The sequence below is a fragment of the Streptomyces fagopyri genome, assembly GCF_009498275.1.
Taxonomy (GTDB): domain Bacteria; phylum Actinomycetota; class Actinomycetes; order Streptomycetales; family Streptomycetaceae; genus Streptomyces; species Streptomyces fagopyri.
This window is the reverse complement of sequence record NZ_CP045643.1, coordinates 6,626,495-6,647,405: the sequence shown is the minus strand read 5'-3', so window position 1 is coordinate 6,647,405 and position 20,911 is coordinate 6,626,495. Positions and strand designations below refer to the sequence as shown.

The 20,911-nt window shown below is 72.9% G+C and carries 16 protein-coding genes; 13 read left to right on the top strand and 3 right to left on the bottom strand.

The features are described from left to right. Window positions 1-172: 172 nt before the first annotated feature. Window positions 173-799, top strand: coding sequence for a DUF3043 domain-containing protein (locus GFH48_RS28670; RefSeq protein ID WP_153293161.1), 627 nt, complete (start codon window positions 173-175; stop codon window positions 797-799). Between the two features lie 83 nt (window positions 800-882). Then, on the top strand, window positions 883-1,584 hold the full coding sequence (locus GFH48_RS28665) for a class I SAM-dependent methyltransferase (RefSeq protein ID WP_153290998.1): 702 nt from the start codon (window positions 883-885) through the stop codon (window positions 1,582-1,584). 71 nt (window positions 1,585-1,655) lie between these two features. On the opposite strand, the gene GFH48_RS28660 is transcribed toward GFH48_RS28665, so the two are convergent. Next, window positions 1,656-1,868 (bottom strand): hypothetical protein, encoded by a 213-nt coding sequence (locus GFH48_RS28660; RefSeq protein ID WP_148013643.1) that lies wholly within the window; start codon window positions 1,866-1,868, stop codon window positions 1,656-1,658. Between the two features lie 113 nt (window positions 1,869-1,981). Between GFH48_RS28660 and GFH48_RS28655 the strand changes: the two genes are divergently transcribed. Further along, window positions 1,982-3,181, top strand: coding sequence for a bifunctional adenosylcobinamide kinase/adenosylcobinamide-phosphate guanylyltransferase (locus tag GFH48_RS28655; protein ID WP_153290997.1), 1,200 nt, complete (start codon window positions 1,982-1,984; stop codon window positions 3,179-3,181). Window positions 3,182-3,200: 19 nt separating this feature from the next. On the opposite strand, the gene GFH48_RS28650 is transcribed toward GFH48_RS28655, so the two are convergent. Beyond that, window positions 3,201-4,265 (bottom strand): class I SAM-dependent methyltransferase, encoded by a 1,065-nt coding sequence (locus GFH48_RS28650; protein ID WP_153290996.1) that lies wholly within the window; start codon window positions 4,263-4,265, stop codon window positions 3,201-3,203. 137 nt (window positions 4,266-4,402) lie between these two features. Between GFH48_RS28650 and cobT the strand changes: the two genes are divergently transcribed. From cobT to GFH48_RS28635, 3 genes are all read left to right on the top strand, one after another. Beyond that, window positions 4,403-5,509 (top strand): nicotinate-nucleotide--dimethylbenzimidazole phosphoribosyltransferase, encoded by a 1,107-nt coding sequence (gene cobT, locus GFH48_RS28645; RefSeq protein WP_153290995.1) that lies wholly within the window; start codon window positions 4,403-4,405, stop codon window positions 5,507-5,509. Between the two features lie 598 nt (window positions 5,510-6,107). Further along, window positions 6,108-7,904 (top strand): phosphatidylglycerol lysyltransferase domain-containing protein, encoded by a 1,797-nt coding sequence (locus tag GFH48_RS28640; RefSeq protein WP_153290994.1) that lies wholly within the window; start codon window positions 6,108-6,110, stop codon window positions 7,902-7,904. Further along, a complete protein-coding gene (locus GFH48_RS28635) occupies window positions 7,901-8,629 on the top strand; it encodes a hypothetical protein (RefSeq protein ID WP_153290993.1) in 729 nt (242 codons plus the stop codon). The genes GFH48_RS28640 and GFH48_RS28635 overlap by 4 nt, the downstream gene beginning before the upstream one ends. Here the strand turns inward: GFH48_RS28635 and GFH48_RS28630 are convergent. Further along, window positions 8,566-9,333 (bottom strand): hypothetical protein, encoded by a 768-nt coding sequence (locus tag GFH48_RS28630; RefSeq protein WP_153290992.1) that lies wholly within the window; start codon window positions 9,331-9,333, stop codon window positions 8,566-8,568. The two genes, GFH48_RS28635 and GFH48_RS28630, sit on opposite strands and share 64 nt — an antisense overlap. Window positions 9,334-9,407: 74 nt before the next feature. On the opposite strand from GFH48_RS28630, the gene GFH48_RS28625 reads away from it, so the two are divergent. From GFH48_RS28625 to GFH48_RS28595, 7 genes are all read left to right on the top strand, one after another. Next, window positions 9,408-10,190, top strand: coding sequence for an adenosylcobinamide-GDP ribazoletransferase (locus GFH48_RS28625; protein WP_153290991.1), 783 nt, complete (start codon window positions 9,408-9,410; stop codon window positions 10,188-10,190). Window positions 10,191-10,728: 538 nt separating this feature from the next. Then, complete coding sequence (locus GFH48_RS28620) at window positions 10,729-12,258, top strand: leucyl aminopeptidase (protein ID WP_153290990.1); 1,530 nt, start codon at window positions 10,729-10,731, stop codon at window positions 12,256-12,258. 290 nt (window positions 12,259-12,548) lie between these two features. After that, the gene (gene lpdA, locus GFH48_RS28615) at window positions 12,549-13,937 is read left to right on the top strand and encodes a dihydrolipoyl dehydrogenase (RefSeq protein ID WP_153290989.1); all 1,389 of its coding nucleotides are present in this window, start codon (window positions 12,549-12,551) and stop codon (window positions 13,935-13,937) included. Window positions 13,938-14,064: 127 nt separating this feature from the next. Further along, the gene (sucB, locus tag GFH48_RS28610; RefSeq protein ID WP_153290988.1) at window positions 14,065-15,894 is read left to right on the top strand and encodes a 2-oxoglutarate dehydrogenase, E2 component, dihydrolipoamide succinyltransferase; all 1,830 of its coding nucleotides are present in this window, start codon (window positions 14,065-14,067) and stop codon (window positions 15,892-15,894) included. 285 nt (window positions 15,895-16,179) lie between these two features. Continuing rightward, window positions 16,180-16,803, top strand: coding sequence for a GntR family transcriptional regulator (locus GFH48_RS28605; protein ID WP_148013651.1), 624 nt, complete (start codon window positions 16,180-16,182; stop codon window positions 16,801-16,803). Window positions 16,804-17,062: 259 nt separating this feature from the next. Continuing rightward, complete coding sequence (gene aceE, locus GFH48_RS28600) at window positions 17,063-19,765, top strand: pyruvate dehydrogenase (acetyl-transferring), homodimeric type (protein WP_153290987.1); 2,703 nt, start codon at window positions 17,063-17,065, stop codon at window positions 19,763-19,765. A 103-nt stretch (window positions 19,766-19,868) separates the two neighbouring features. Beyond that, a complete protein-coding gene (locus GFH48_RS28595) occupies window positions 19,869-20,840 on the top strand; it encodes a helix-turn-helix transcriptional regulator (RefSeq protein WP_153290986.1) in 972 nt (323 codons plus the stop codon). Window positions 20,841-20,911 lie beyond the last annotated feature (71 nt).

The window sequence follows — 20,911 nt, the reverse complement described above, 5'->3', positions numbered from 1 at the left end:
CGGATGCGCTCATCCCCAAGGACGACTGCGTACGGTGCCGCTCCGGCGTAGGGAGTAGGTGGAACCCGGGGTGACCCCCTTGTCCCCTTCGCGTCCCCCCGCGAACAACGTCCCCTGTGTCCCCCTACAGACGCACGGCGTTGCCGGATCGTTCCCCACTCCGACGACGTCCATGCCGCCGCACCCCGTACCCTTGGGTTTTGTGTTCCGTAGCCGTGCCAAGGATGAGAAGGCCCCCGCCGACAAGGCGCAGGTGACCGACTCCAAGCAGACCCGTGACCCGCAGGCCCCCAAGGGCCGCCCCACGCCCAAGCGCAGTGAGGCCCAGACCCAGCGTCGCAGCGTCGCCCAGACGCCGTCGACGCGCAAGGAGGCCGCCAAGCGCCAGCGTGACGATCGCCGTGTCCAGCTGGAGAAGCAGCGCCAGGCCCTGGCCAGCGGCGACGAGCGCTATCTGCCCGCCCGTGACAAGGGGCAGGTGCGGAAGTTCGCGCGCGACTTCGTGGACTCGCGTTTCTGCATCGCAGAGTTCTTCCTGCCGATGGCCGTGGTCATTCTCGTCCTGAGCATGGTGCGGGTGGGCTCGCTGCAGAACATCGCGCTGCTGCTGTGGCTGGTCGTGATCGTCATGATCGTGGTCGACTCGATCGGCATCGCGATCCGGCTGAAGAAGCAGCTCACCACGCGCTTCCCGGACCTGCCCAAGAAGGGCGCGGTTCCCTACGCGCTGATGCGTACCCTCCAGATGCGTCGACTCCGGCTGCCGAAGCCGCAGGTCAAGCGCGGAGAGCGGCCCTGAGCGCGACATCCTTCTCCGGAGACGCGGCGGACGCCTGGCTGAGCAAGCTGGGCGCGCTGCGTGATGTCGTACGGCAGGAGCTGGTGGCCCGGCAGCTCGACGAGCAGATAGCCGCGCGGTTCCCGGTCGGGCAGCGGCTGCGGGTGCTCGACGTCGGGATGGGCCAGGGCACGCAGGCGCTGCGGCTGGCCCGCGCCGGGCATCAGGTGACCGGCCTGGAGCAGGACGGGCGGATGCTCTCCGTGGCCCGGCAGGCGCTGGCCGCCGAACCCGAGGGCATCCAGGGCCGGGTGCGCCTCATCGAGGGCGACGGCCGGGACACCGGGGTCCACTTCCTGCCCGGCAGTTTCGACGTGGTGCTGTGCCACGGCGTACTGATGTACGTCGAGGAGCCGGACCCGCTGGTCGCGGGCCTGGCGCGGATGCTGGCCCCGGGCGGACTGCTCTCGCTGCTGGTGCGCAACGCCGACGCGCTGGCCCTGCGGCCGGGGCTGGCCGGGGACTGGACGTCGGCACTGGCCGCGTTCGAGTCCGACGCGTACGTCAACCGGCTCGGGCTCGCCGTCCGCGCCGACCGGCTCGCCACGCTGACGTCGACGCTGGCGGGGATCGGGGCGCCGTTGCACGCGTGGTATGGCGTGCGGGTGTTCACGGACGGCGCGCCGGACGGGGCACCCGTCCCCGACGACGTGGAGAGTCTGCTGGCCGCGGAGGAGCGGGCCGGGCGGACCGACCCCTACCGTCAGGTGGCGGCGCTGCTGCACCTGTGCGGCGTACGGGGCTGAGGGCACGTACGGGGCTGAGGGCACGGACGGGCCGCCGGAGCCTTCCGGTGGCCCCGGCGACCTCTACCGGCCTACTCCGGCTCGGCGTGCAGGCTCATCGGCCCGTAGATCTGCGTGCTGTCCTCGAAGAGGAACACCTGGTCGGCGCCGCCCGCCAGGAGGTCCTTCCACACCTCGCCGATCCAGGACTCCGCGTCCCCCTGCGTGGTGAACTCCTCGGGCTCCACCGCGGGTTGGACCTCTGTCCCGTCGGACTTCTCGAACCGCCACGTCCATGCCGCCATGTACGCCTCCCAGGTATGAGCACACTGCACAGCGGGAGCCCGACAAGATCCGGCTCCCGTCCGAAGCCTAGCCGGGCGCGCAAGACCTGCGGGGACACGGAAAAATCATCCCCGTGGAACTGACTCTGCTCGGCACCGGCGCCCCTGAGGGCCTGCCCCGCCCCGCCTGCCCCTGCTCGTCCTGCGCGACCGCGCTCGGCGAGGACGCGCGGGCGGCCACCGCGCTGCTCGTGGACGGCACGCTGCTGCTCGATCTGACGCCCGGCGCGGCGTTCGCGGCCGCGCGCGCCGGGCACACGCTCGGCGGCGTACGGCAGGTGCTGCTCTCGCATCCGCACGACGGGCCCGCCGTCGAGGTGCCGGCGGGGCTGCCGCAGCCCGTGCGGGTTCCGGACGGCAGCGAGTTGACCCTGCTGACCGGGCACCGGGTGCGGGCGGTGCCGATGGACGCGCCGGGCACCGGGTACGCCGTGACCGGTCCGGACGGGCAGCGGCTGCTCTATCTGCCGCCGGGCGCGGCCCCCGCCGGACTCGACGACGACGGCGGCTCGTACGCCATGGTGGCCGCCGACGTGGTGGGGCGGCCGGACGCGCTGGCGAGGCTGCGGGCGGTGGGCGCCGTCGGGCCCACGACGGACGTGATCGCGGTGCACCTCGACCACGAGGTGCCGCCGGGCCCCGAGCTGCGGCGACGGCTCGCGGCGGCGGGCGCCCGCGCGGTGCCGGACGGGACGACGCTGGACGTCGGCGTGTACGAGGACGTACCGGACGTGCCGCGGCGCACCCTGGTGCTCGGCGGCGCGCGCTCCGGCAAGTCCGTCGAGGCCGAACGCCGGCTGGAGTCCTTCCCGAACGTGCTGTACGTGGCGACGGGCGGCACCCGGAGCGGGGACAACGAGTGGGCGTCCCGGGTGAGCGCGCACCGCGAGCGGCGCCCGGGCTCGTGGCGCACCACCGAGACCTGCGACCTGGTGCCGCTGCTGGCGGAGGAGGGGCCGCCGCTCCTCGTCGACTGCCTCTCGCTGTGGCTGACGGACGCGATGGACTCCGTGAACGCCTGGGACGACGCGGAGTGGGCCGGCGGCGGCGAACGCGCGCTGCGCGCCCGGGTCGAGGAGCTCACGGCCGCCGTCCGCGCCACCCGCCGCACGCTGGTCGCCGTCTCCAACGAGGTCGGGTCCGGAATCGTCCCGGCCACCGCTTCCGGGCGCCGCTACCGCGACGAACTCGGGCGTCTGAACGCGGGGTTCGGCGCGGAGTGCGAGCATCTGCTGCTGGTGGTGGCGGGGCAGGCGCTGTCCCTGCGGGGCTGATCGCGGTGCCGGCCCCGGCTCACGCCCGGCTGCGGGCGATGATCCGGTACGCGTTCGAGAAGCGGGTGCGCCGCAGGAGGGGCGCGAAGGCGTGGTCGAGGGCGGAGGCGGAGGCGAGCAGCGGGGCCGCCGCCGCGGTCAGGACGGTGTGCAGCCGGCGCCGCGTCGAGGTCGGCGGCGCCGGGCGCCAGGGGGCGTCGAGATCGGGCAGGACCCGCCCGAGGGCGAGCGCGAGGGCACCCGCGAGGTCGTACGGGATGTGCGGTTCGCGGCGGTCCGTCGTGACGATCTCGCAGCCCAGCGACTCCAGTTCGCCGAGCAGGTTGGGCAGCGGCATGAGGTGCAGGTGGCGCGGCTGCCCGTAGGACACCCACCACTTGCCCAGCAGCGCGCCGAACGCGCAGTCGGGGTCGGGGACTTCGACGAGGAGGTGTCCGCCGGGGCGCAGGGCCACCAGCGCGGCGCGCAGTTCCTCGCGCGGGTCGGGGGTGTGCTCCAGATGGTGGAACATGCTGACGACGTCGTAGCGGGCACGCAGCCGGGCGGTGATCCGGGGGTCGCCGAGCCGGCCGCGATGGGCCTCCTCGACCCGCCCGGCCGCCCTCGCCTTCTCGACGCGCCGGGTGGCGTCGAGCCCGTCGAAGGAGGTGTAGGGGTGGACCTCCTTGGCGGCGGCCGGGAAATATCCGTGCCCGGTGCCGACGTCGAGCCAGCTCTCCGGTTCGGCGTACGGCAGCAGCGCGCGGGCGGCGGCGCGGTGCCGGCCGCTGCTGCCGCGGGCGCCGAGCAGCCGGTCGGTGACGCTGTCGAGCGTCTCGTGGAAGTCCCGCTGGTAGAAGGCCAGGCCCTCCGCGGTGAGCCGCGGGTTCTGGAAGGCGTGGGCGCAGTCCCCGCACTCGTCGACGACGAACGTGCCGGGCTTGCGCTGGACGAGGTCCGGCGTACGCAGCCGGGTGCGCAGCCGGTTCGAGCCGCACCAGGGGCAGTCCTCCCGGCGCGGCTCGTGGAACCGGTCGGTGCCCCGGGCGAGTTCGGCCGCGTACGCGGCGCGGTGGTCGTCGGTCGGGGGCGGCGTGGGGGGCATGGGCGCTCCTGGGAGGGGCGGCGGGGCGACTGACCGGGCATACGACAATCCAATACAAAAGGTACGTAGCGGATGGCGTTCCGGGGCGCAGCGACGTGGCGCGGACGTGTTCGATCGCTGCCGGTACTGTTCGGCGAATGAGCTCGCTTAATCTCGACGACTTCACCGATCTGATCGAGCGCCCCGACGGAGGGGTGCGCCGCGACGCCGAGGCGCGCCGGGAGCGCCAGATCGTGCCGCCCGGGGCGCTGGGCCGCCTCGACGATCTCGGTGAGTGGCTGGCCGCGGCACAGGGCGCGGTGCCCGTGCGGCCGATCGAGCGTCCGCGCGTGGTGCTGTTCGCGGGGGATCACGGGATCGCCGGGCTCGGTGTGTCCGCGCGGCCCGCGGGTACCGCCGACCGGTTGGTGCGGGCGGTTCTGGAGGGCGCGAGCCCGGCCGCGGTGCTGGCACGCCGGCTCGGTGTCCCCGTCCGCGTGGTCGACATGGCGCTGGACTGCGACCCCGCCGAGCTGCCCGCCGAGGTCGTACGGCACCGGGTGCGGCGCGGCTCGGGGCGCATCGACGTCGAGGACGCGCTGACCGCGGAGGAGGCCGAGGCCGCGTTCCGCGCGGGTGTCGCCGTCGCCGACGAGGAGGCGGACTCCGGTACGGATCTGGTGGTGCTCGGCGATGTGAGCGTCGGCGGGACCACCGCGGCGGCCGTGCTGGTCGCGGCGCTGTGCGGGACCGACGCGTCCGTGGTCACCGGGCGGGGCGGGCAGGCCATCGACGACCTCGCGTGGATGCGCAAGTGCGCCGCCGTGCGGGACGCGCTGCGGCGGGCGCGGCCCGTGCTCGGGGATCAGCTGCAGCTGCTCGCGGTGGTCGGCGGGGCGGATCTCGCCGCGATGACCGGGTTCCTGCTGCAGAGCGCGGTGCGGAAGATGCCGGTCGTCCTCGACGGGATGGTCGCGGCCGCGTGCGCCCTCGTCGGCCAGCGGGTCGCCTTCCGGGCGCCGGACTGGTGGCTGGCCGGGCAGAAGAGCGGGGAGCCGGCCCAGGCGAAGGCACTGGACCGGATGGCGCTCGAACCGCTGCTCGACCACGGCGTCACGGTCGGCGAGGGCGCGGGCGCGCTGCTGGCCCTCCCCCTCGTCCAGGCCGCGGCCGCGCTGGCCGCGGAGATTCCGGTACGGCCCGAGCCCACCCCCGAGCCCGAGCTGGACCCCGAGCCCGAGCCCGAGCCCGTCGGCGAGGAGTGACCCTCAAGGGGCCCACAGGCCCCTCGACCGCCCACCCCTGAGGGGCACGGCGAACCACGCCGACAGCCCCGCCAGACCGTCGACCGAGCCAGGTCGCCCCACTGCTCCGCTCCACCCACAGGCACGGCGGGCCACGCCGACGACACCGTCGACCGGACAACTCCGCCCACCGGCAGCCCCCTCCAGGTGTACGGCGGGCCACGCCGACGGCCCCCACCGGCCGTCGGCCGAACGACCTCGCCCACCGACAGCCCACCCTCCAGGGGCACGGGGAACCGCGCGACCAGACCCCACGGCCACCAGCCGAACCACCCATCCCCCAGGCGAACGGCGGGCCACGCCGACGGCCCCCACCGGCCGTCGGCCGAACGACCTCGCCCACCGACAGCCCACCCTCCAGGGGCACGGGGAACCGCGCGACCAGACCCCACGGCCACCAGCCGAACCACCCATCCCCCAGGCGAACGGCGGGCCACGCCGACGGCCCCCACCGGCCGTCGGCCGAACCATCCCGCCGAACCACCCCACCCACCCCGCGACAACCCCCCGTACCGCCCTTCCCCCGCGCGGAGCACACCGCCCCATATCATCGCGCATTATGGGAGATGCCCGAATTGCCGCCGAGCGGGAGCGGACCCCGGCCCGTCAGGGCGAAGGGGACCGCGGGTCCACCGGGGCCTCGCGCAGAGCCGCCGGCTTCACCGTCTGGTACCTGCGAGCGGTCACGTTCATCAACTTCCTGAGCGCCGCGTGGGTGACGCTCGGCCAGGACGTGCGGCGCCACAACACCGAGAACCTCTTCACCCCGTACCTGCTGACGGCAGGATTCGCCTCGGGCGTGTTCACGATGTTCCTCGCCATCACCACACGCCGGCGCAAGCGGGCCGCGTGGATCCTCAACTTCGTACTCAGCGGCCTCTTCCTGCTGCTGTTCGCCGTCGCGATGGCGTTCCCGGAGATCCGCCGGTACACCCAGAACTGGATCTCGCTCGCGCTGACCGCGGCGTTCGTCGCGTCGCTCGTCGTGGGCCGCCGCGAGTTCTACGCGAAGGGCGACCGCTCGAACCCGAAGCTCGCCGCGGCCGTCGCCACCGGCGGTCTGCTTGTCTGCTCGCTGCTCGCCGCGCTGCTGGTGACGGTCACCAACAGCGCGCACGACGCGTCCCGTTCCACCTTCCCGGAACGCTGGCGCTACGGCACCCTGCGGCTCGTCTCGGTCGCCGCCAACGACTCCCGCTTCCACGGACTGCGGATCGCCAACTGGGTCAACGTCACCATCAACGTCCTCAGCACCCTGCTGGTCCTCGCCGTCTTCTACGCGGCCTTCCGTTCCCGCCGCGCCGTCGACCCGCTCACCGAGGACGACGAGAAGCGGCTGCGGGTCCTGCTCGACAAGAACGGCGACCGGGACTCGCTGGGCTACTTCGCGCTGCGCCGGGAGAAGAGCGTGGTCTGGTCGCCGACCGGCAAGGCCGCGGTGGCGTACCGGGTCGTCGGCGGGGTCTCACTGGCCTCCGGCGACCCCCTGGGCGATCCGGAGGCGTGGCCCGGCGCCATCGAGCCCTGGCTCGCCGAGGCCCGCGCGCACGGCTGGATCCCGGCGGTGATGGGCGCGAGCGAGGAGGCCGGGACCATCTACTCCCGGCACGGCCTCGACGCCCTGGAACTGGGCGACGAAGCCATCGTGGAGACCGCCGAGTTCACCCTCGAGGGACGCGCCATGCGCACCGTCCGGCAGGCCTACAACCGTGTCAGGCGAGCCGGGTACCGGGTGCGCATCCGCCGCCACGACGACATCCCGGCCGACGAGATGGCGTACCTCCTGGAGCGCGCCGACGACTGGCGGGACGGGGCCACCGAACGCGGATTCAGCATGGCCCTCGGACGGCTCGGCGACCCCGACGACGGACAGTGCGTGATGCTCGAATGCACGGACGGAAAAGGCGAGTTGAGGGCACTGCTGTCCTTCGTGCCCTGGGGCCCGCAGGGGCTCTCCCTCGACCTCATGCGGCGCGACCGCGACTCGGAGAACGGGCTGATGGAGTTCATGGTGATCGAACTCCTGCGCCGCGCCCGGGACATCGGCATCACCCAGGTCTCGCTCAACTTCGCCATGTTCCGTTCCGTCTTCGAGCGTGGCGCGCGACTGGGCGCGGGCCCGGTGCTGCGCCTGTGGCGCTCCCTGCTGAGTTTCTTCTCCCGCTGGTGGCAGATCGAGTCGCTCTACCGCGCCAACGCCAAGTACCGGCCGATCTGGGAGCCCCGGTTCCTGCTCTTCGAGAAGAGCGCGGACCTGCTGCGCATCGGTGTCGCGTCCGCCCGCGCGGAAGGGTTCCTGGAGGCTCCGGGGCTGCCGAAGTGGCTGCACCGCAAGCACCTCGAGTCGCATAGATGAACACACTCGCCCGCCTGGCCCGCGCGGAATGGGGACCGCTGTTCGTCACCGTGCGCAGGGCCCTGGAGGCAAGGCGCCTGCGCGCGATCCCCGTGACGCTCGGGGCCGTCCTCCTGACGGCTCTCCTCCAGTTCGCGCAGAACAGGTCCTGGGGCTACCGGCCCGTCCAGGACCTCGGCTCCGTCCGGGCCGACGTACCGCTCGGGCTCGCTCTGCTGCGCACTCCGCTGTCGCTCTTCGTACCGGCCCTCGACCTGCCGGTGTGGGGCGCGCTGATCCAGATCCTCGTGGTGTTCGGGATCGCCGAGATCTGCCTGGGCTGGTGGCGGATGCTCGTCATCGCGTACGCCGCCACCCTGGCCGGCACGCTCTACGCGCGTATCGCGGTCGCGCTCGGCCCGGACCACCCGCTGGGGCTGCCCGCGACGGACGCGCGGATCGTGGACACCGGGCCCTCCGCGGCCGTGGTCGGCCTCGCCGTCTTCGTGGCCTGGCGCTATCGCGCCTACGGGACGGCGGCGGTGGTGATCGCGGCGATGGCCGTCGAGGTGACGCTCAAGGGGAACCTGGCGGGCCGCGAGCACATCGCCGCGCTCGCCGCCGCCCTCGTGCTCTGCGGGATCTCCGCGCTGCGCCACCGCCGCCGTCGTCGCCGCCGGCGTCACCGGCGTCCGGGCGGCAGCCGCGCCGGAAGGGGATCCGGTTTCCCGCCGATCATGTCCTGAAGTCTGCGGCGCGGGCCCGCCCAGCGACGGTCGTGGTGGTAGGCGCGCAGCATCGACCTGGCCCGCGCACGCGGCCGCCGGCGGTAGAAGCGCCGGGCCCACGGCGAGGCGGGCCGGGCCAGCCGGACCGCTCCGATCAGGGCGAGGAACGGGACGATCACGCCGAAGATCGCCATCCGGGCCTTGCCCTTGCCGAGGGCGAGCAGGGCGAAGAGGAAGTTCACTGCGACGCTGAGGATGACGCCGCCGCGGTCCTGCACTTCCTCCTGGCTCAGGTCGTTGACGCCGAACGGCAGGAACCCCCCGAGCACGAGCCCGACCAGGGCCGCCGTGATCAGCACGACCTCGACACTCTTGCGGCCCTCCTCCGTCCAGTACACGTCGTCCAGGTGCAGGATCAGCGCGAACTCGTCCAGTACGAGCCCCGCGCCCATCCCGAACACCACGGCGAACACGGAGGCGCCGAAGCCCGGCCGGACGCTGGCCACCGCGCCGAAGCCGCCGATCACCGTCAGGACGACACCGGGGACCACGTGATGGATGTGCAGTCCGCCCGCCCTCACGTTGCCGAACGGCCCCTTGCCCGCGCGGATGAGCCGGACGACGACACGGGTGATCACAAAGGTCAGCACGAAGGAGCCGAGCGCCAGCAACAGCGGTAGTTTCCCCGGCTCGATGATGTTCCGGTGCAACCAATGACCCATATCCGGCACTTTATCCACGCGCTTTGTCCTCAGCCGCCGTACCCGCCCGCCGCCCTCCCGGGTAACCTGCGCCGATGTCCGCGACCCCTGTCTCCCACGGCCTGCGCTTCGCCTTCGGCACCCTGACCGTGCTCCCCGTCGGGGTGACCCGCTGGGACCGCGAGGCGGCGCGCGCCGGAATGCTGTGCGCCCCCGTGGCCGGAGTGGTCGTCGGGGCGGGCGCGGCCCTGGTGGGCGTGGCACTGCTCGCGATGGGCGCGGGTCCGCTGCTCGCCGCCGTCGCCACCGCCGCCGTACCGGCGGCGCTCACCCGAGGTCTCCACCTCGACGGGCTCGCCGACACGGCGGACGGCCTCGGCAGCGGCAGACCCGCGCCGGACGCACTGCGGATCATGAAGCAGTCCGACATCGGGCCGTTCGGCGTGATCACGCTGCTCCTCGTGCTGCTCGCCCAGGTGGCCGCGCTCTTCCAGGCCTACGAGTCCTCGTGGCAGCGGGGCGTACTCGCGGCCGTCGTCTCGGCGACGGCGGCCCGGCTCGCCCTCACCCTGGCCGCGCGGACCGGGGTGCCCCCGGCCCGCCCCGAAGGACTCGGCGCGGCGGTCGCGGGCACGGTACCGGTGCGCGGCGCCCTGCTGGTCGCCCTCGCGGTGACCGCAGCGGCGGCCGGCGCGGGCGCGCTGCTGGGGACGTACGACCTGGTCCGCGCCGCGGTCGCGGTGGTGGCCGCCTGCGCGGCGGCCGAACTGCTGCTGCGCCACTGCACGCGCCGCTTCGGCGGTGTCACGGGCGACGTCTTCGGCGGCCTCGCCGAGACGGCGGCGACCACGGCCCTGGTCGTCCTCTGCCTCGGCTGACCGGCGGTCACGGTGCCGCTCCCGGCGGGTCTTCACCGGTCACGGAGCCGAAGTCCCCGGCCGGCCCGGGGACTTGACCGAGGTCGTCGCGTGCCGCTCGCGGGGGCGGGAGCGGACAGGGGGCGCGTTTCGCCCGGCGGGCTCCAGGACGCGTGGGAACGCGCCCGTGGACGATCCCCCGCCTCCCCCGGCGCGGACGTCCGTCGCCGGCTCGCGGGGCCCGTCCGCCCCGGACGTGCCCGTCGCCGGCCGGTGGACGACCGGTGGGGCCGGTGCGGAGCCGCACGCGACGCACCGGCCGAAAGCCGCCACCCACGCACCGGATGACGGGGGCGCGGCAGCGTCGGGCGGCCACCGCGCCACGCAAGGGTGAACACCCCACGACGCGGGGGCGGTCTCCCCCGCGTAGGCTCTTGTCCATTGCCCTCCCGGCCCCACCGCAGGCACCTCTCCGCTGCCAGATCAAGGATCGATGCCGGGCCCGGTCGACCCACCCAGATCGGCCAATGAAACTCAATGGAAGCGAGAATTCACCACCGTGACTGCTCTGACTCTCAGCACCGCCGCAGCGTCCGGCCTGCGGGCCGACGCGATCGTCGTCGGTGTAGCCAAGGGCGCCAAGGGCCCGGTCCTCGCACCGGGCGCCGAGGCCGTGGACAAGGGGTATGACGGCGCGCTCGCCGGCATCCTGGAGACCCTCGGCGCGTCCGGCGGCGAGGGCGAGGTGACGAAGCTGCCCGCGCCGTCCGGCTTCAAGGCACCCGTCGTCGTGGCCGTCGGCCTGGGAGCGGTCCCCGACAAGGACGAGGCGTACGGCGCCGAGGCGCTGCGCCGCGCCGCCGGTGTCGCCGCCCGCGCGCTCGCCGGTGCCAAGAAGGCCGTCCTCGCCCTGCCGATCACGGACGCCGCCGACGTGGGCGCCCTCGCGGAGGGCGCGATGCTCGGCGCGTACGCCTTCGACGCGTACAAGGAGACCGGCAGGGCCGGCAGCGCCGCCAAGAACGGCAAGGCCCCGCTCGTCGAGGTCGCGCTGCTGGGCGGCAAGCCCCGCGACGCGGCGCACAAGGCGGCGCTCGCGCGCGCCACCGCCGTGGCCGAGGAGCTCAACCGCGCCCGCGACCTCATCAACACCCCGCCGAACGACCTCACCCCCGAGGCCTTCGCCGCCGTCGCCACCGCCGCCGGCAAGGAGCACGGCATCAAGGTGCAGGTGCTCGACGAGAAGGCGCTCGAAAAGGGCGGCTACGGCGGCATCCTGGGCGTCGGCGCGGGCTCGGCCGCCGCTCCCCGCCTGGTGAAGCTCTCGTACACCAGTTCCAAGGCGGCCAAGCACCTCGCCTTCGTCGGCAAGGGCATCACCTACGACTCGGGCGGCATCTCCCTCAAGCCCGCCGGGCACAACGAGACGATGAAGTGCGACATGAGCGGCGCGGCGGCGGTCTTCGCCGCCGTGGTCGCCGCCGCGCGTCTCGGCCTGGAGGTCAACGTCACCGGCTGGCTGGCCCTCGCCGAGAACATGCCGTCCGGTTCCGCCACCCGCCCCGGTGACGTGCTGCGCATGTACAGCGGCAAGACCGTCGAGGTCCTCAACACGGACGCCGAGGGCCGCCTCGTCCTCGCCGACGCGCTGTGGAAGGCGTCCGAGGAGAAGCCGGACGCGATCATCGACGTGGCCACGCTGACCGGCGCGATGGTGCTGGCCCTCGGCAGCCGCACCTTCGGCGTCATGGCCAACGACGACGCGTTCCGCGCCTCGATCGTGGAGGCCGCCGAGGAGGTCGGCGAGGAGTCCTGGCCGATGCCGCTGCCCGAGCACCTGCGCAAGGGCATGGACTCCCCCACCGCCGACATCGCGAACATGGGCGAGCGGATGGGCGGCGGCCTGGTCGCCGGTCTGTTCCTGAAGGAGTTCGTCGGCGAGGGCATCACGTGGGCGCACCTGGACATCGCCGGGCCCGCGTTCAACGAGTCCGGGCCGTTCGGCTACACGCCGAAGGGCGGTACGGGGTCGGCGGTGCGGACGCTGGTGCGTCTCGCCGAGCTGACCTCCGCGGGCGACCTCGGCTAGATCCGCTCCGCGGCCACGGGTGATCCGTGGCCGCTCGCGCAGGGCCCGCGCCCCTGCCGGGTGCTCCACGGCCCCGGGCGACGTGTCGCCCGGGGCCGTTTTGTCCGAAGGAAACAGGACAGTGGGACGTCTCACACACCGGCCCGGCGTCTCGAACGCCCCCGACAAGTGCGAAGATGGGTTCTCGGCAGGACAGGGCCCCCACCACAGGGCCGAAGAAGAGCGGCCGGACACCAGCCGCCGACCGGTCACTGGAGACCGGCGTGGCGCACATGCATGGAGGACGTGACGTGGCGAACGACGCCAGCACCGTTTTCGACCTAGTGATCCTCGGCGGTGGTAGCGGTGGTTACGCCGCGGCCCTGCGCGGAGCGCAGCTGGGCCTGGACGTCGCCCTGATCGAGAAGGACAAGGTCGGCGGTACCTGCCTGCACCGGGGGTGCATCCCCACCAAGGCCCTGCTGCACGCGGGCGAGATCGCCGACCAGGCCCGCGAGAGCGAGCAGTTCGGCGTGAAGGCCACCTTCGAGGGCATCGACGTCCCGGCCGTCCACAAGTACAAGGACGAGGTCATCACGGGCCTGTACAAGGGCCTGCAGGGACTCATCGCCTCCCGCAAGGTGACGTACATCGAGGGAGAGGGCCGCCTGTCCTCCCCCACCTCCGTCGACGTGGGCGGCCGACGTGTACAGGGCCGTCACGTCCTGCTGGCGACCGGCTCCGTGCCGAAGTCGCTGCCGGGCCTGGAGATCGACGGCAACCGCATCATCTCGTCCGACCACGCGCTGGTCCTGGACCGCGTCCCGCAGTCCGCGATCGTGCTCGGCGGCGGCGTCATCGGCGTCGAGTTCGCCTCCGCGTGGAAGTCCTTCGGTACGGACATCACGATCATCGAGGGCCTCAAGCACCTCGCCCCTCTCGAGGACGAGAACTCCTCCAAGCTTCTTGAGCGCGCGTTCCGCAAGCGTGGCATCAAGTTCAACCTGGGCACCTTCTTCTCGAAGGCCGAGTACACCCAGAACGGTGTCAAGGTCACCCTCGCCGACGGCAAGGAGTTCGAGGCCGAGGTCCTGCTCGTCGCCGTGGGCCGCGGCCCGGTCTCGGCCGGTCTCGGTTACGAGGAGCAGGGCGTCGCCATGGACCGCGGCTACGTCCTGGTCGACGAGTTCATGCGCACGAACGTGCCCACCATCTCCGCCGTCGGCGACCTGGTCCCGACGCTCCAGCTCGCGCACGTCGGCTTCGCCGAGGGCATCCTCGTCGCGGAGCGGCTCGCGGGTCTCAAGACCGTCCCGATCGACTACGACGGTGTGCCGCGGGTGACGTACTGCCACCCCGAGGTCGCCTCCGTGGGCATCACCGAGGCCAAGGCCAAGGAGATCTACGGCGCGGACAAGGTCGTCGCCCTGAAGTACAACCTCGCGGGCAACGGCAAGAGCAAGATCCTCAAGACCGCGGGCGAGATCAAGCTCGTCCAGGTCAAGGACGGTGCCGTGGTCGGCGTCCACATGGTCGGCGACCGCATGGGCGAGCAGGTCGGCGAAGCCCAGCTGATCTACAACTGGGAAGCGCTGCCCGCCGAGGTCGCCCAGCTCATCCACGCCCACCCGACGCAGAACGAGGCGCTCGGCGAGGCCCACCTGGCCCTCGCGGGCAAGCCGCTGCACTCGCACGACTGATACCGCCCCGGCTGTTTTCAGTCACCGCGTCGCCCTGGGCGCGACGACCACAGACTTCCGCACCTTCCCCAAGCTCTCGACTCCGCTCGAAGCAGGGGAGATCCCATCGTAAGGAGCAACAGAAACCATGCCGGTTTCCGTAACCCTTCCGGCGCTCGGTGAGAGCGTCACCGAGGGCACTGTCACCCGCTGGCTGAAGGCCGAGGGCGAGCGCGTCGAGGCCGACGAGCCGCTGCTGGAGGTGTCGACGGACAAGGTCGACACCGAGATCCCCTCTCCCGTCGCCGGCATCCTGGCGTCCATCAAGGTCGCCGAGGACGAGACCGTCGAGGTCGGCGCCGAGCTGGCCGTCATCGACGACGGCACGGGCGCGCCCGCCGCCGCCCCCGCTCCGGCCGCCGAGCCCGAGGCCGCCCCGGCCCCGGCCCCGGCCGCGCCGGCCCCCGCCGCCGAGGCCCCCGCGGCTCCGGCTCCCGCCGCCGCTGCCGCCCCCGCCGCTCCGGCCGGTGGCGCCTCCGGTACCGACGTCGTGCTGCCCGCGCTGGGCGAGTCGGTCACCGAGGGCACCGTCACCCGCTGGCTGAAGGAGGTCGGCGAGGAGGTCGCGGAGGACGAGCCGCTGCTCGAGGTCTCCACGGACAAGGTCGACACCGAGATCCCCGCGCCGGTCGCCGGCGTCCTGCTGGAGATCGTGGTCGGCGAGGACGAGACCGCCGAGGTCGGCGCCAAGCTCGCCGTCATCGGCGCCCGGGGCGCGGCTCCGGCCGCCGCTCCGGCCCCCGCGGCTCCCGCCGCTGCCGCTCCGGCCCCGGCCCCGGCCGCCCCCGCGGCTCCGGCTCCGGCCCCCGCGGCTCCGGCCCCGGCCGCGCCCGCCCCGGCCGCTCCGGCTCCGGCTCCGGCTCCGGCTCCGGTCCAGGCCGCCGCCCCGGTCGCGCCCGCCGCGCCCGCTCCGGCTCCCGCGCCGGCCGCGCCCGCCCCCGTCACCCCGGCCCCGGCACCCGCCGCGACCTCCGGTGACGACGGCGCCTACGTGACCCCGCTGGTGCGCAAGCTCGCCGCCGAGAACGGTGTCGACCTGGCCGCCGTCAAGGGCACCGGCGTCGGTGGCCGCATCCGCAAGCAGGACGTCGTCGCCGCCGCGGAGGCCGCCAAGGCCGCCGCCGCTGCCCCGGCGCCCGCCGCGGCCGCCGCCCCTGCCCCCGCCGCCAAGAAGGCCCCGGTCCTGGAGGTCTCCCCGCTCCGCGGCCAGACCGTCAAGATGCCCCGCATCCGCAAGGTCATCGGCGACAACATGGTGAAGGCCCTGCACGAGCAGGCCCAGCTGTCCTCGGTCGTCGAGGTCGACATCACCCGTCTGATGAAGCTCCGCGCGCAGGCGAAGGACTCCTTCGCGGCCCGCGAGGGCGTCAAGCTCTCCCCGATGCCGTTCTTCGTGAAGGCGGCGGCCCAGGCGCTGAAGGCCCACCCGGTCATCAACGCCCGGATCAACGAGGCAGACGGCACGATCACCTACTTCGACTCCGAGAACATCGGTATCGCGGTGGACTCGGAGAAGGGCCTGATGACCCCGGTCATCAAGGGTGCGGGCGACCTGAACATCGCCGGTATCTCGAAGGCGACCGCCGACCTGGCGGGCAAGGTCCGTGCCAACAAGATCACCCCGGACGAGCTGTCCGGCGCGACCTTCACCATCTCCAACACCGGCTCGCGCGGCGCGCTCTTCGACACGATCATCGTGCCGCCGAACCAGGTCGCGATCCTCGGCATCGGTGCCACGGTCAAGCGTCCGGCCGTCATCGAGACGGAGGAGGGCACGGTCATCGGCGTCCGTGACATGACGTACCTGACGCTCTCCTACGACCACCGTCTGGTGGACGGCGCCGACGCGGCCCGTTACCTGACCGCGGTCAAGGCGATCCTGGAGGCGGGCGAGTTCGAGGTCGAGCTCGGCCTGTAGTCCTACCCCGGCGCACGCGACGCCCCCGTCCGGAACCTTCCGGGCGGGGGCGTCGCGTGTGCGCCCACCGGGAGCCGCCGGAGACGGGCGCGCAGCCGCTGACAGCGTGTAAGTCTCGTCTCACCTGCGCGAAAGCGCCCCCGCGCGCCTCTCTCCGGCAGCGGTGCGGCCTTATTGTCTAAACGTCAAACGCCCTTGGGTCCCGCTCGTCGCCCGGTCACCACCCCTCAACGAGGCCCTTCGGGCCGCAGTATTGGATCCAGAGCCCACGCCGAAGGAGCCCTCATGACCGCGCCCGTCGTCCACTCGCTGCGCGAACAGATCCGCGAGCACATCGTGGAGGGGATCGTGAGCGGGCGCTGGAAGCCGGGCGAGCGGATCGTGGAGCGGCGGATCGCGACCGAGCTGGAGGTCAGCCAGACCCCGGTCCGGGAGGCGCTGCGGGAGCTGGAGTCCCTGCGGCTGATCGAGTCGGCGCCCAACAAGGGCGTGCGGGTGCGCAACCTGACGGCCGCCGACCTGGAGGAGAGCTACCCCGTACGGGCCGGTCTGGAGGCCATCGCGGCCGAGCTGGCGGCGGAGCGGCTCGCCCAGGACTGCTCGGCGCTGGAGCCGCACGTCACCGCGCTGTACGAGGCCGACCGGCTGTCGGACGGGACCGGCCAGGTCCGCCACACCGTCGCCTTCCACCGCGAGCTGGTGCGGGCCGCCGGGAACTCCGTCCTCCTGCACACCTGGGAGGGCCTGGGCATCGAGGTCTTCACGGCGCTGTCGATCCGCTGGCTGGGGACGGTCCAGCAGTCGTACGCGGAGGAGCACGAGGCCCTCGTGGCCGCTTTCCGGCGCCGGGACCCACTGATCGCGGAGCTGGTGAAGGCGCACGTCCTCGGCTGCGCGCCGCGGCCTTGACACAGCGGAGCGCGTCCATGCTCACCTGCGAGAATCCCGCGAATCCAAGGCACCCGGTGCCTGCCGCCAAGGCACCCCGTGCCGACTTTTCCCCGAGTAAGCGGTTTTCGGCCCGATTCCTTTGATCGATCATCGATCAGGGAGTTACAGTCATCAACGGGCTCACACCAGAGCCCTCGAGCCCTGTCCTGCCAAAGACCAAGGGCTACCCCGAACCCTTACCGACGAGGGACCCCCTTCGACTCCGGAAGGCGGCGCAATGACCGACCCCACCGCAATCCAGCCGAGCGAGCTCGACCAGCTCCCGGACCGCGACCCCGAGGAGACCGCCGAATGGCAGGCCTCACTGGACGCCGTCACCAAGGCGGCCGGGCCGCACCGTGCCGCGTACCTGATGCGCCGCACGCTGGAGCGCGCCGAGGGCAACGGCCTCGCGCTGCCCAAGCTGCTTGAGACCGACTACGTCAACACCATCCCCACCTCCGCCGAGCCCACCGTGGACGGCGACGAGGCGATGGAACGCCGGATCACCGCCTGGAACCGCTGGAACGCGGCCGCGATGGTGAGCAGGGGCGCGAAGCACGGCGTGGGCGGTCACATCGCCACCTTCGCCTCCGCGGCCTGGCTCTACGAGACCGGCTTCAACCACTTCTTCAAGGGCAAGGAGGCCGACGGGTCCGGCGACCAGCTCTACATCCAGGGCCACGCCTCCCCCGGCATCTACGCCCGCGCCTTCCTCGACGGCCGTCTCACCGAGACGCAGCTCGACAACTTCCGCCAGGAGGCGGGGGGCAACGGTCTGCCGTCCTACCCGCACCCGCGCCGGCTGCCCTGGCTCTGGGAGTTCCCGACGGTCTCGATGGGCCTCGGCCCGCTGTCGGCGATCTACCAGGCGCGCTTCAACCGCTATCTCACCAGCCGCGGCATCAAGGACGTCTCGCAGTCCCACGTGTGGGCGTTCCTCGGCGACGGCGAGATGGACGAGCCGGAGTCGACGGCCGCACTCGCCCTGGCCGCGCGTGAGGGCCTGGACAACCTGACCTTCGTCATCAACTGCAACCTGCAGCGCCTCGACGGCCCGGTCCGCGCGAACTTCAAGATCGTGCAGGAGCTGGAGGCCCAGTTCCGCGGCGCCGGCTGGAACGTCGTGAAGTCCCTGTGGGGCAACGCCTGGGACGAGCTGTTCCGGCTCGACACCACCGGCGCGCTGGTACGCCGGCTGCGCGAGGTACCCGACGCCCAGGTGCAGACGTACCAGACCCGCGACGCCGCCTACATCCGCCAGGACTTCTTCGGCGCCGACCCGGCGCTCGTCGAGATGGCGAAGCTGCTGAGCGACGACAAGATCACCGAGTGCTTCCACCTCTCCCGCGGTGGCCACGAGTCGCGCAAGGTGTACGCCGCCTACCGCGCCGCGCTGGCCCACAAGGGCGGGCCGACCGTGATCCTGGCCCAGACGGTCAAGGGCTTCACGCTCGGCACGGGCTTCGCGTCCAAGAACGCCAACCACCAGATGAAGAAGCTGTCCACGGACGAGTTCAAGCAGATGCGTGACCTGCTCGAACTGCCCATCTCCGACAGCCAGTTCGTCGACGGCGTGGTCCCCTACGGCCACCCGGGCGCCGACGCTCCCGAGGTCCGTTACCTCCAGGAGCGCCGCGCGGCCCTCGGCGGCCCGGCCCCCGCCCGCCGTACGCACCCGCTCGCCCCGCTGCCCGCCCCCGCCGACAAGGCCTTCGCGTCCTTCGACAAGGGCTCCGGCACGCAGAACGTGGCGACGACGATGGCCTTCGTCCGGCTGGTCAAGGACCTCGTCCGCGACAAGCAGAGCGGGAAGCGCTGGGTGCCGATCGTCCCCGACGAGGCGCGCACCTTCGGCATGGAGAGCCTCTTCCCCTCCCTCGGCATCTACTCGCCCAAGGGCCAGACGTACGAGCCGGTCGACCGCGACCAGCTCATGTACTACAAGGAGGCCAAGGACGGCCAGATCCTCAACGAGGGGATCACCGAGGCCGGCTCCATGGCGGACTTCATCGCCGCGTCCACCGCGTACGCCACGCACGGCGAGGCGATGATCCCCTTCTACATCTTCTACTCGATGTTCGGCTGGCAGCGCACCGCCGACCAGATGTGGCAGCTCGGCGACCAGCTCGGCCGCGGCTTCCTGGTCGGCGCCACCGCGGGCCGTACGACGCTGACGGGCGAGGGCCTCCAGCACGCCGACGGCCACTCCCCGGTCATCGCGGCGACGAACCCCGCGGCGCTCAGCTACGACCCGGCGTTCGCGTACGAGGTGGCGGCGATCGTCAAGGACGGTCTGCGCCGCATGTACGGCGAGAGCGCGCCGGGCGAGGACCCGAACGTCTTCTACTACCTGACGGTCTACAACGAGCCGATCCCGCAGCCCGCGAAGCCTGCCGGGCCCGGCGTCGACGAGGGCATCGTCAAGGGCCTGTACCGCTTCAACACGGCCGAGTCGGCGGGCCTGTCCCCGGCCGCCAACGCCGCGCGCGTCCAGCTGCTGGCCTCCGGCACGGCGATCCACTGGACCCTGGAGGCGCAGCGGCTGCTCGCCGAGGAGTGGGGTGTCGCCGCGGACGTGTGGTCCGCGACGTCCTGGACCGAGCTGCGGCGCGACGCGCTGGAGGCCGACGCGGCGCTGCTGCGCGGCGAGGAGCGGGTGCCGTTCGTCCGCCAGGCGCTGCACGGCGCCGAGGGCCCGGTGCTCGCGGTCTCCGACTACATGCGCCAGGTCCCGGACCAGATCGCGCAGTGGGTCGAGCAGGACTGGTCCTCGCTCGGTGCCGACGGCTTCGGCCTCTCGGACACCCGTGCGGCGGCCCGCCGCCACTTCGGCGTCGACGCGCAGTCGATCGTCGTCGCGGCGTTGGCACAGCTCGCCCGGCGCGGTGAGGTCAAGGCGTCCGCGGTGAAGGAAGCCCGGGAGCGTTACGGCCTGTAGGACCTGTGGTTCGTCCCGGCGAGGGGGGCACGGCGAGAGCCGTGTCCCCCTCGCCGTCGTCTTCGCCCGGCTCGCTGTCGGTGGCGCCCGGCATGATGAACGCATGCGTGCTGCCCGCCTGATCAAGATGGTGCTGCTCCTCCAGTCGCGGGCGTCGATGACCGCCGCCGAGCTGGCGCGGGAGCTGGAGGTGTCGGAGCGGACCGTCGCGCGGGACGCCCAGGCGCTCTCGGAGGCGGGGGTCCCGGTGTACGCGGACCGCGGCCGGGCCGGCGGCTACCGGCTGATCGGCGGCTACCGCACGCGGCTCACCGGCCTGGCGCGCGGCGAGGCGGAGGCGCTCTTCCTGAGCGGGGTGCCCGGGGCACTGCGCGAGATGGGTCTGGAGGACACGGCGTCCGCGGCCCGGCTGAAGGTCTCCGCGGCCCTGCTGCCCTCCCTGCGGGACGCCTCGCGGACGGCGGCGCAGCGCTTCCATCTGGACGCGCCCGCCTGGTTCAGCGAGCCCGCCGCGCCCGAGCTGCTGCCCACGGTCGCGGACGCGGTCTGGGACGACCGGCCGGTCGTCGCGCGTTACGGACGGGGCGGGGCGGAGGTGGAGCGGACGCTGGAGCCGTACGGACTCGTGCTGAAGGCGGGCGTCTGGTACCTGTGCGCGCGGGTCCCGGACGCGGGGACCTTCCGGGTGTACCGCATCGACCGGTTCACCGCGATCGGTCTCGGCGAGGAGCGGTTCCGGCGGGACGAGGGTTTCGACCTGCCCGGGTTCTGGGAGGAGCGGGCCGGGCAGTTCGCGCGGTCCATCCTGCGGGCCGAGGCCGTCGTACGGCTCTCCCCGGACGGCGTACGGCGGCTGCCGCACGCCGTCGGTCCCCCGGCGGCGAGCGCGGCCCTGGACGCGTGCGGTGCCCCCGACGACCGGGGGTGGGTGACCGCCACGCTCCCCGTCGAGTCCGAGGAGGTCGCCCATACGCAGCTCACCGGGCTCGGGTCCGAGGTGGAGGTGCTCTCCCCCGCGGCCCTGCGCGAACGCTTCGCCGCGGACGCGGCGCGACTGGCGGCGCTCTACGCCTGACGGGCACGCGAAAGCGGCCCGTACCTGCCGGTTCTACCGTCGGCATGTGCGCGCATAACAATCTGCGGCAC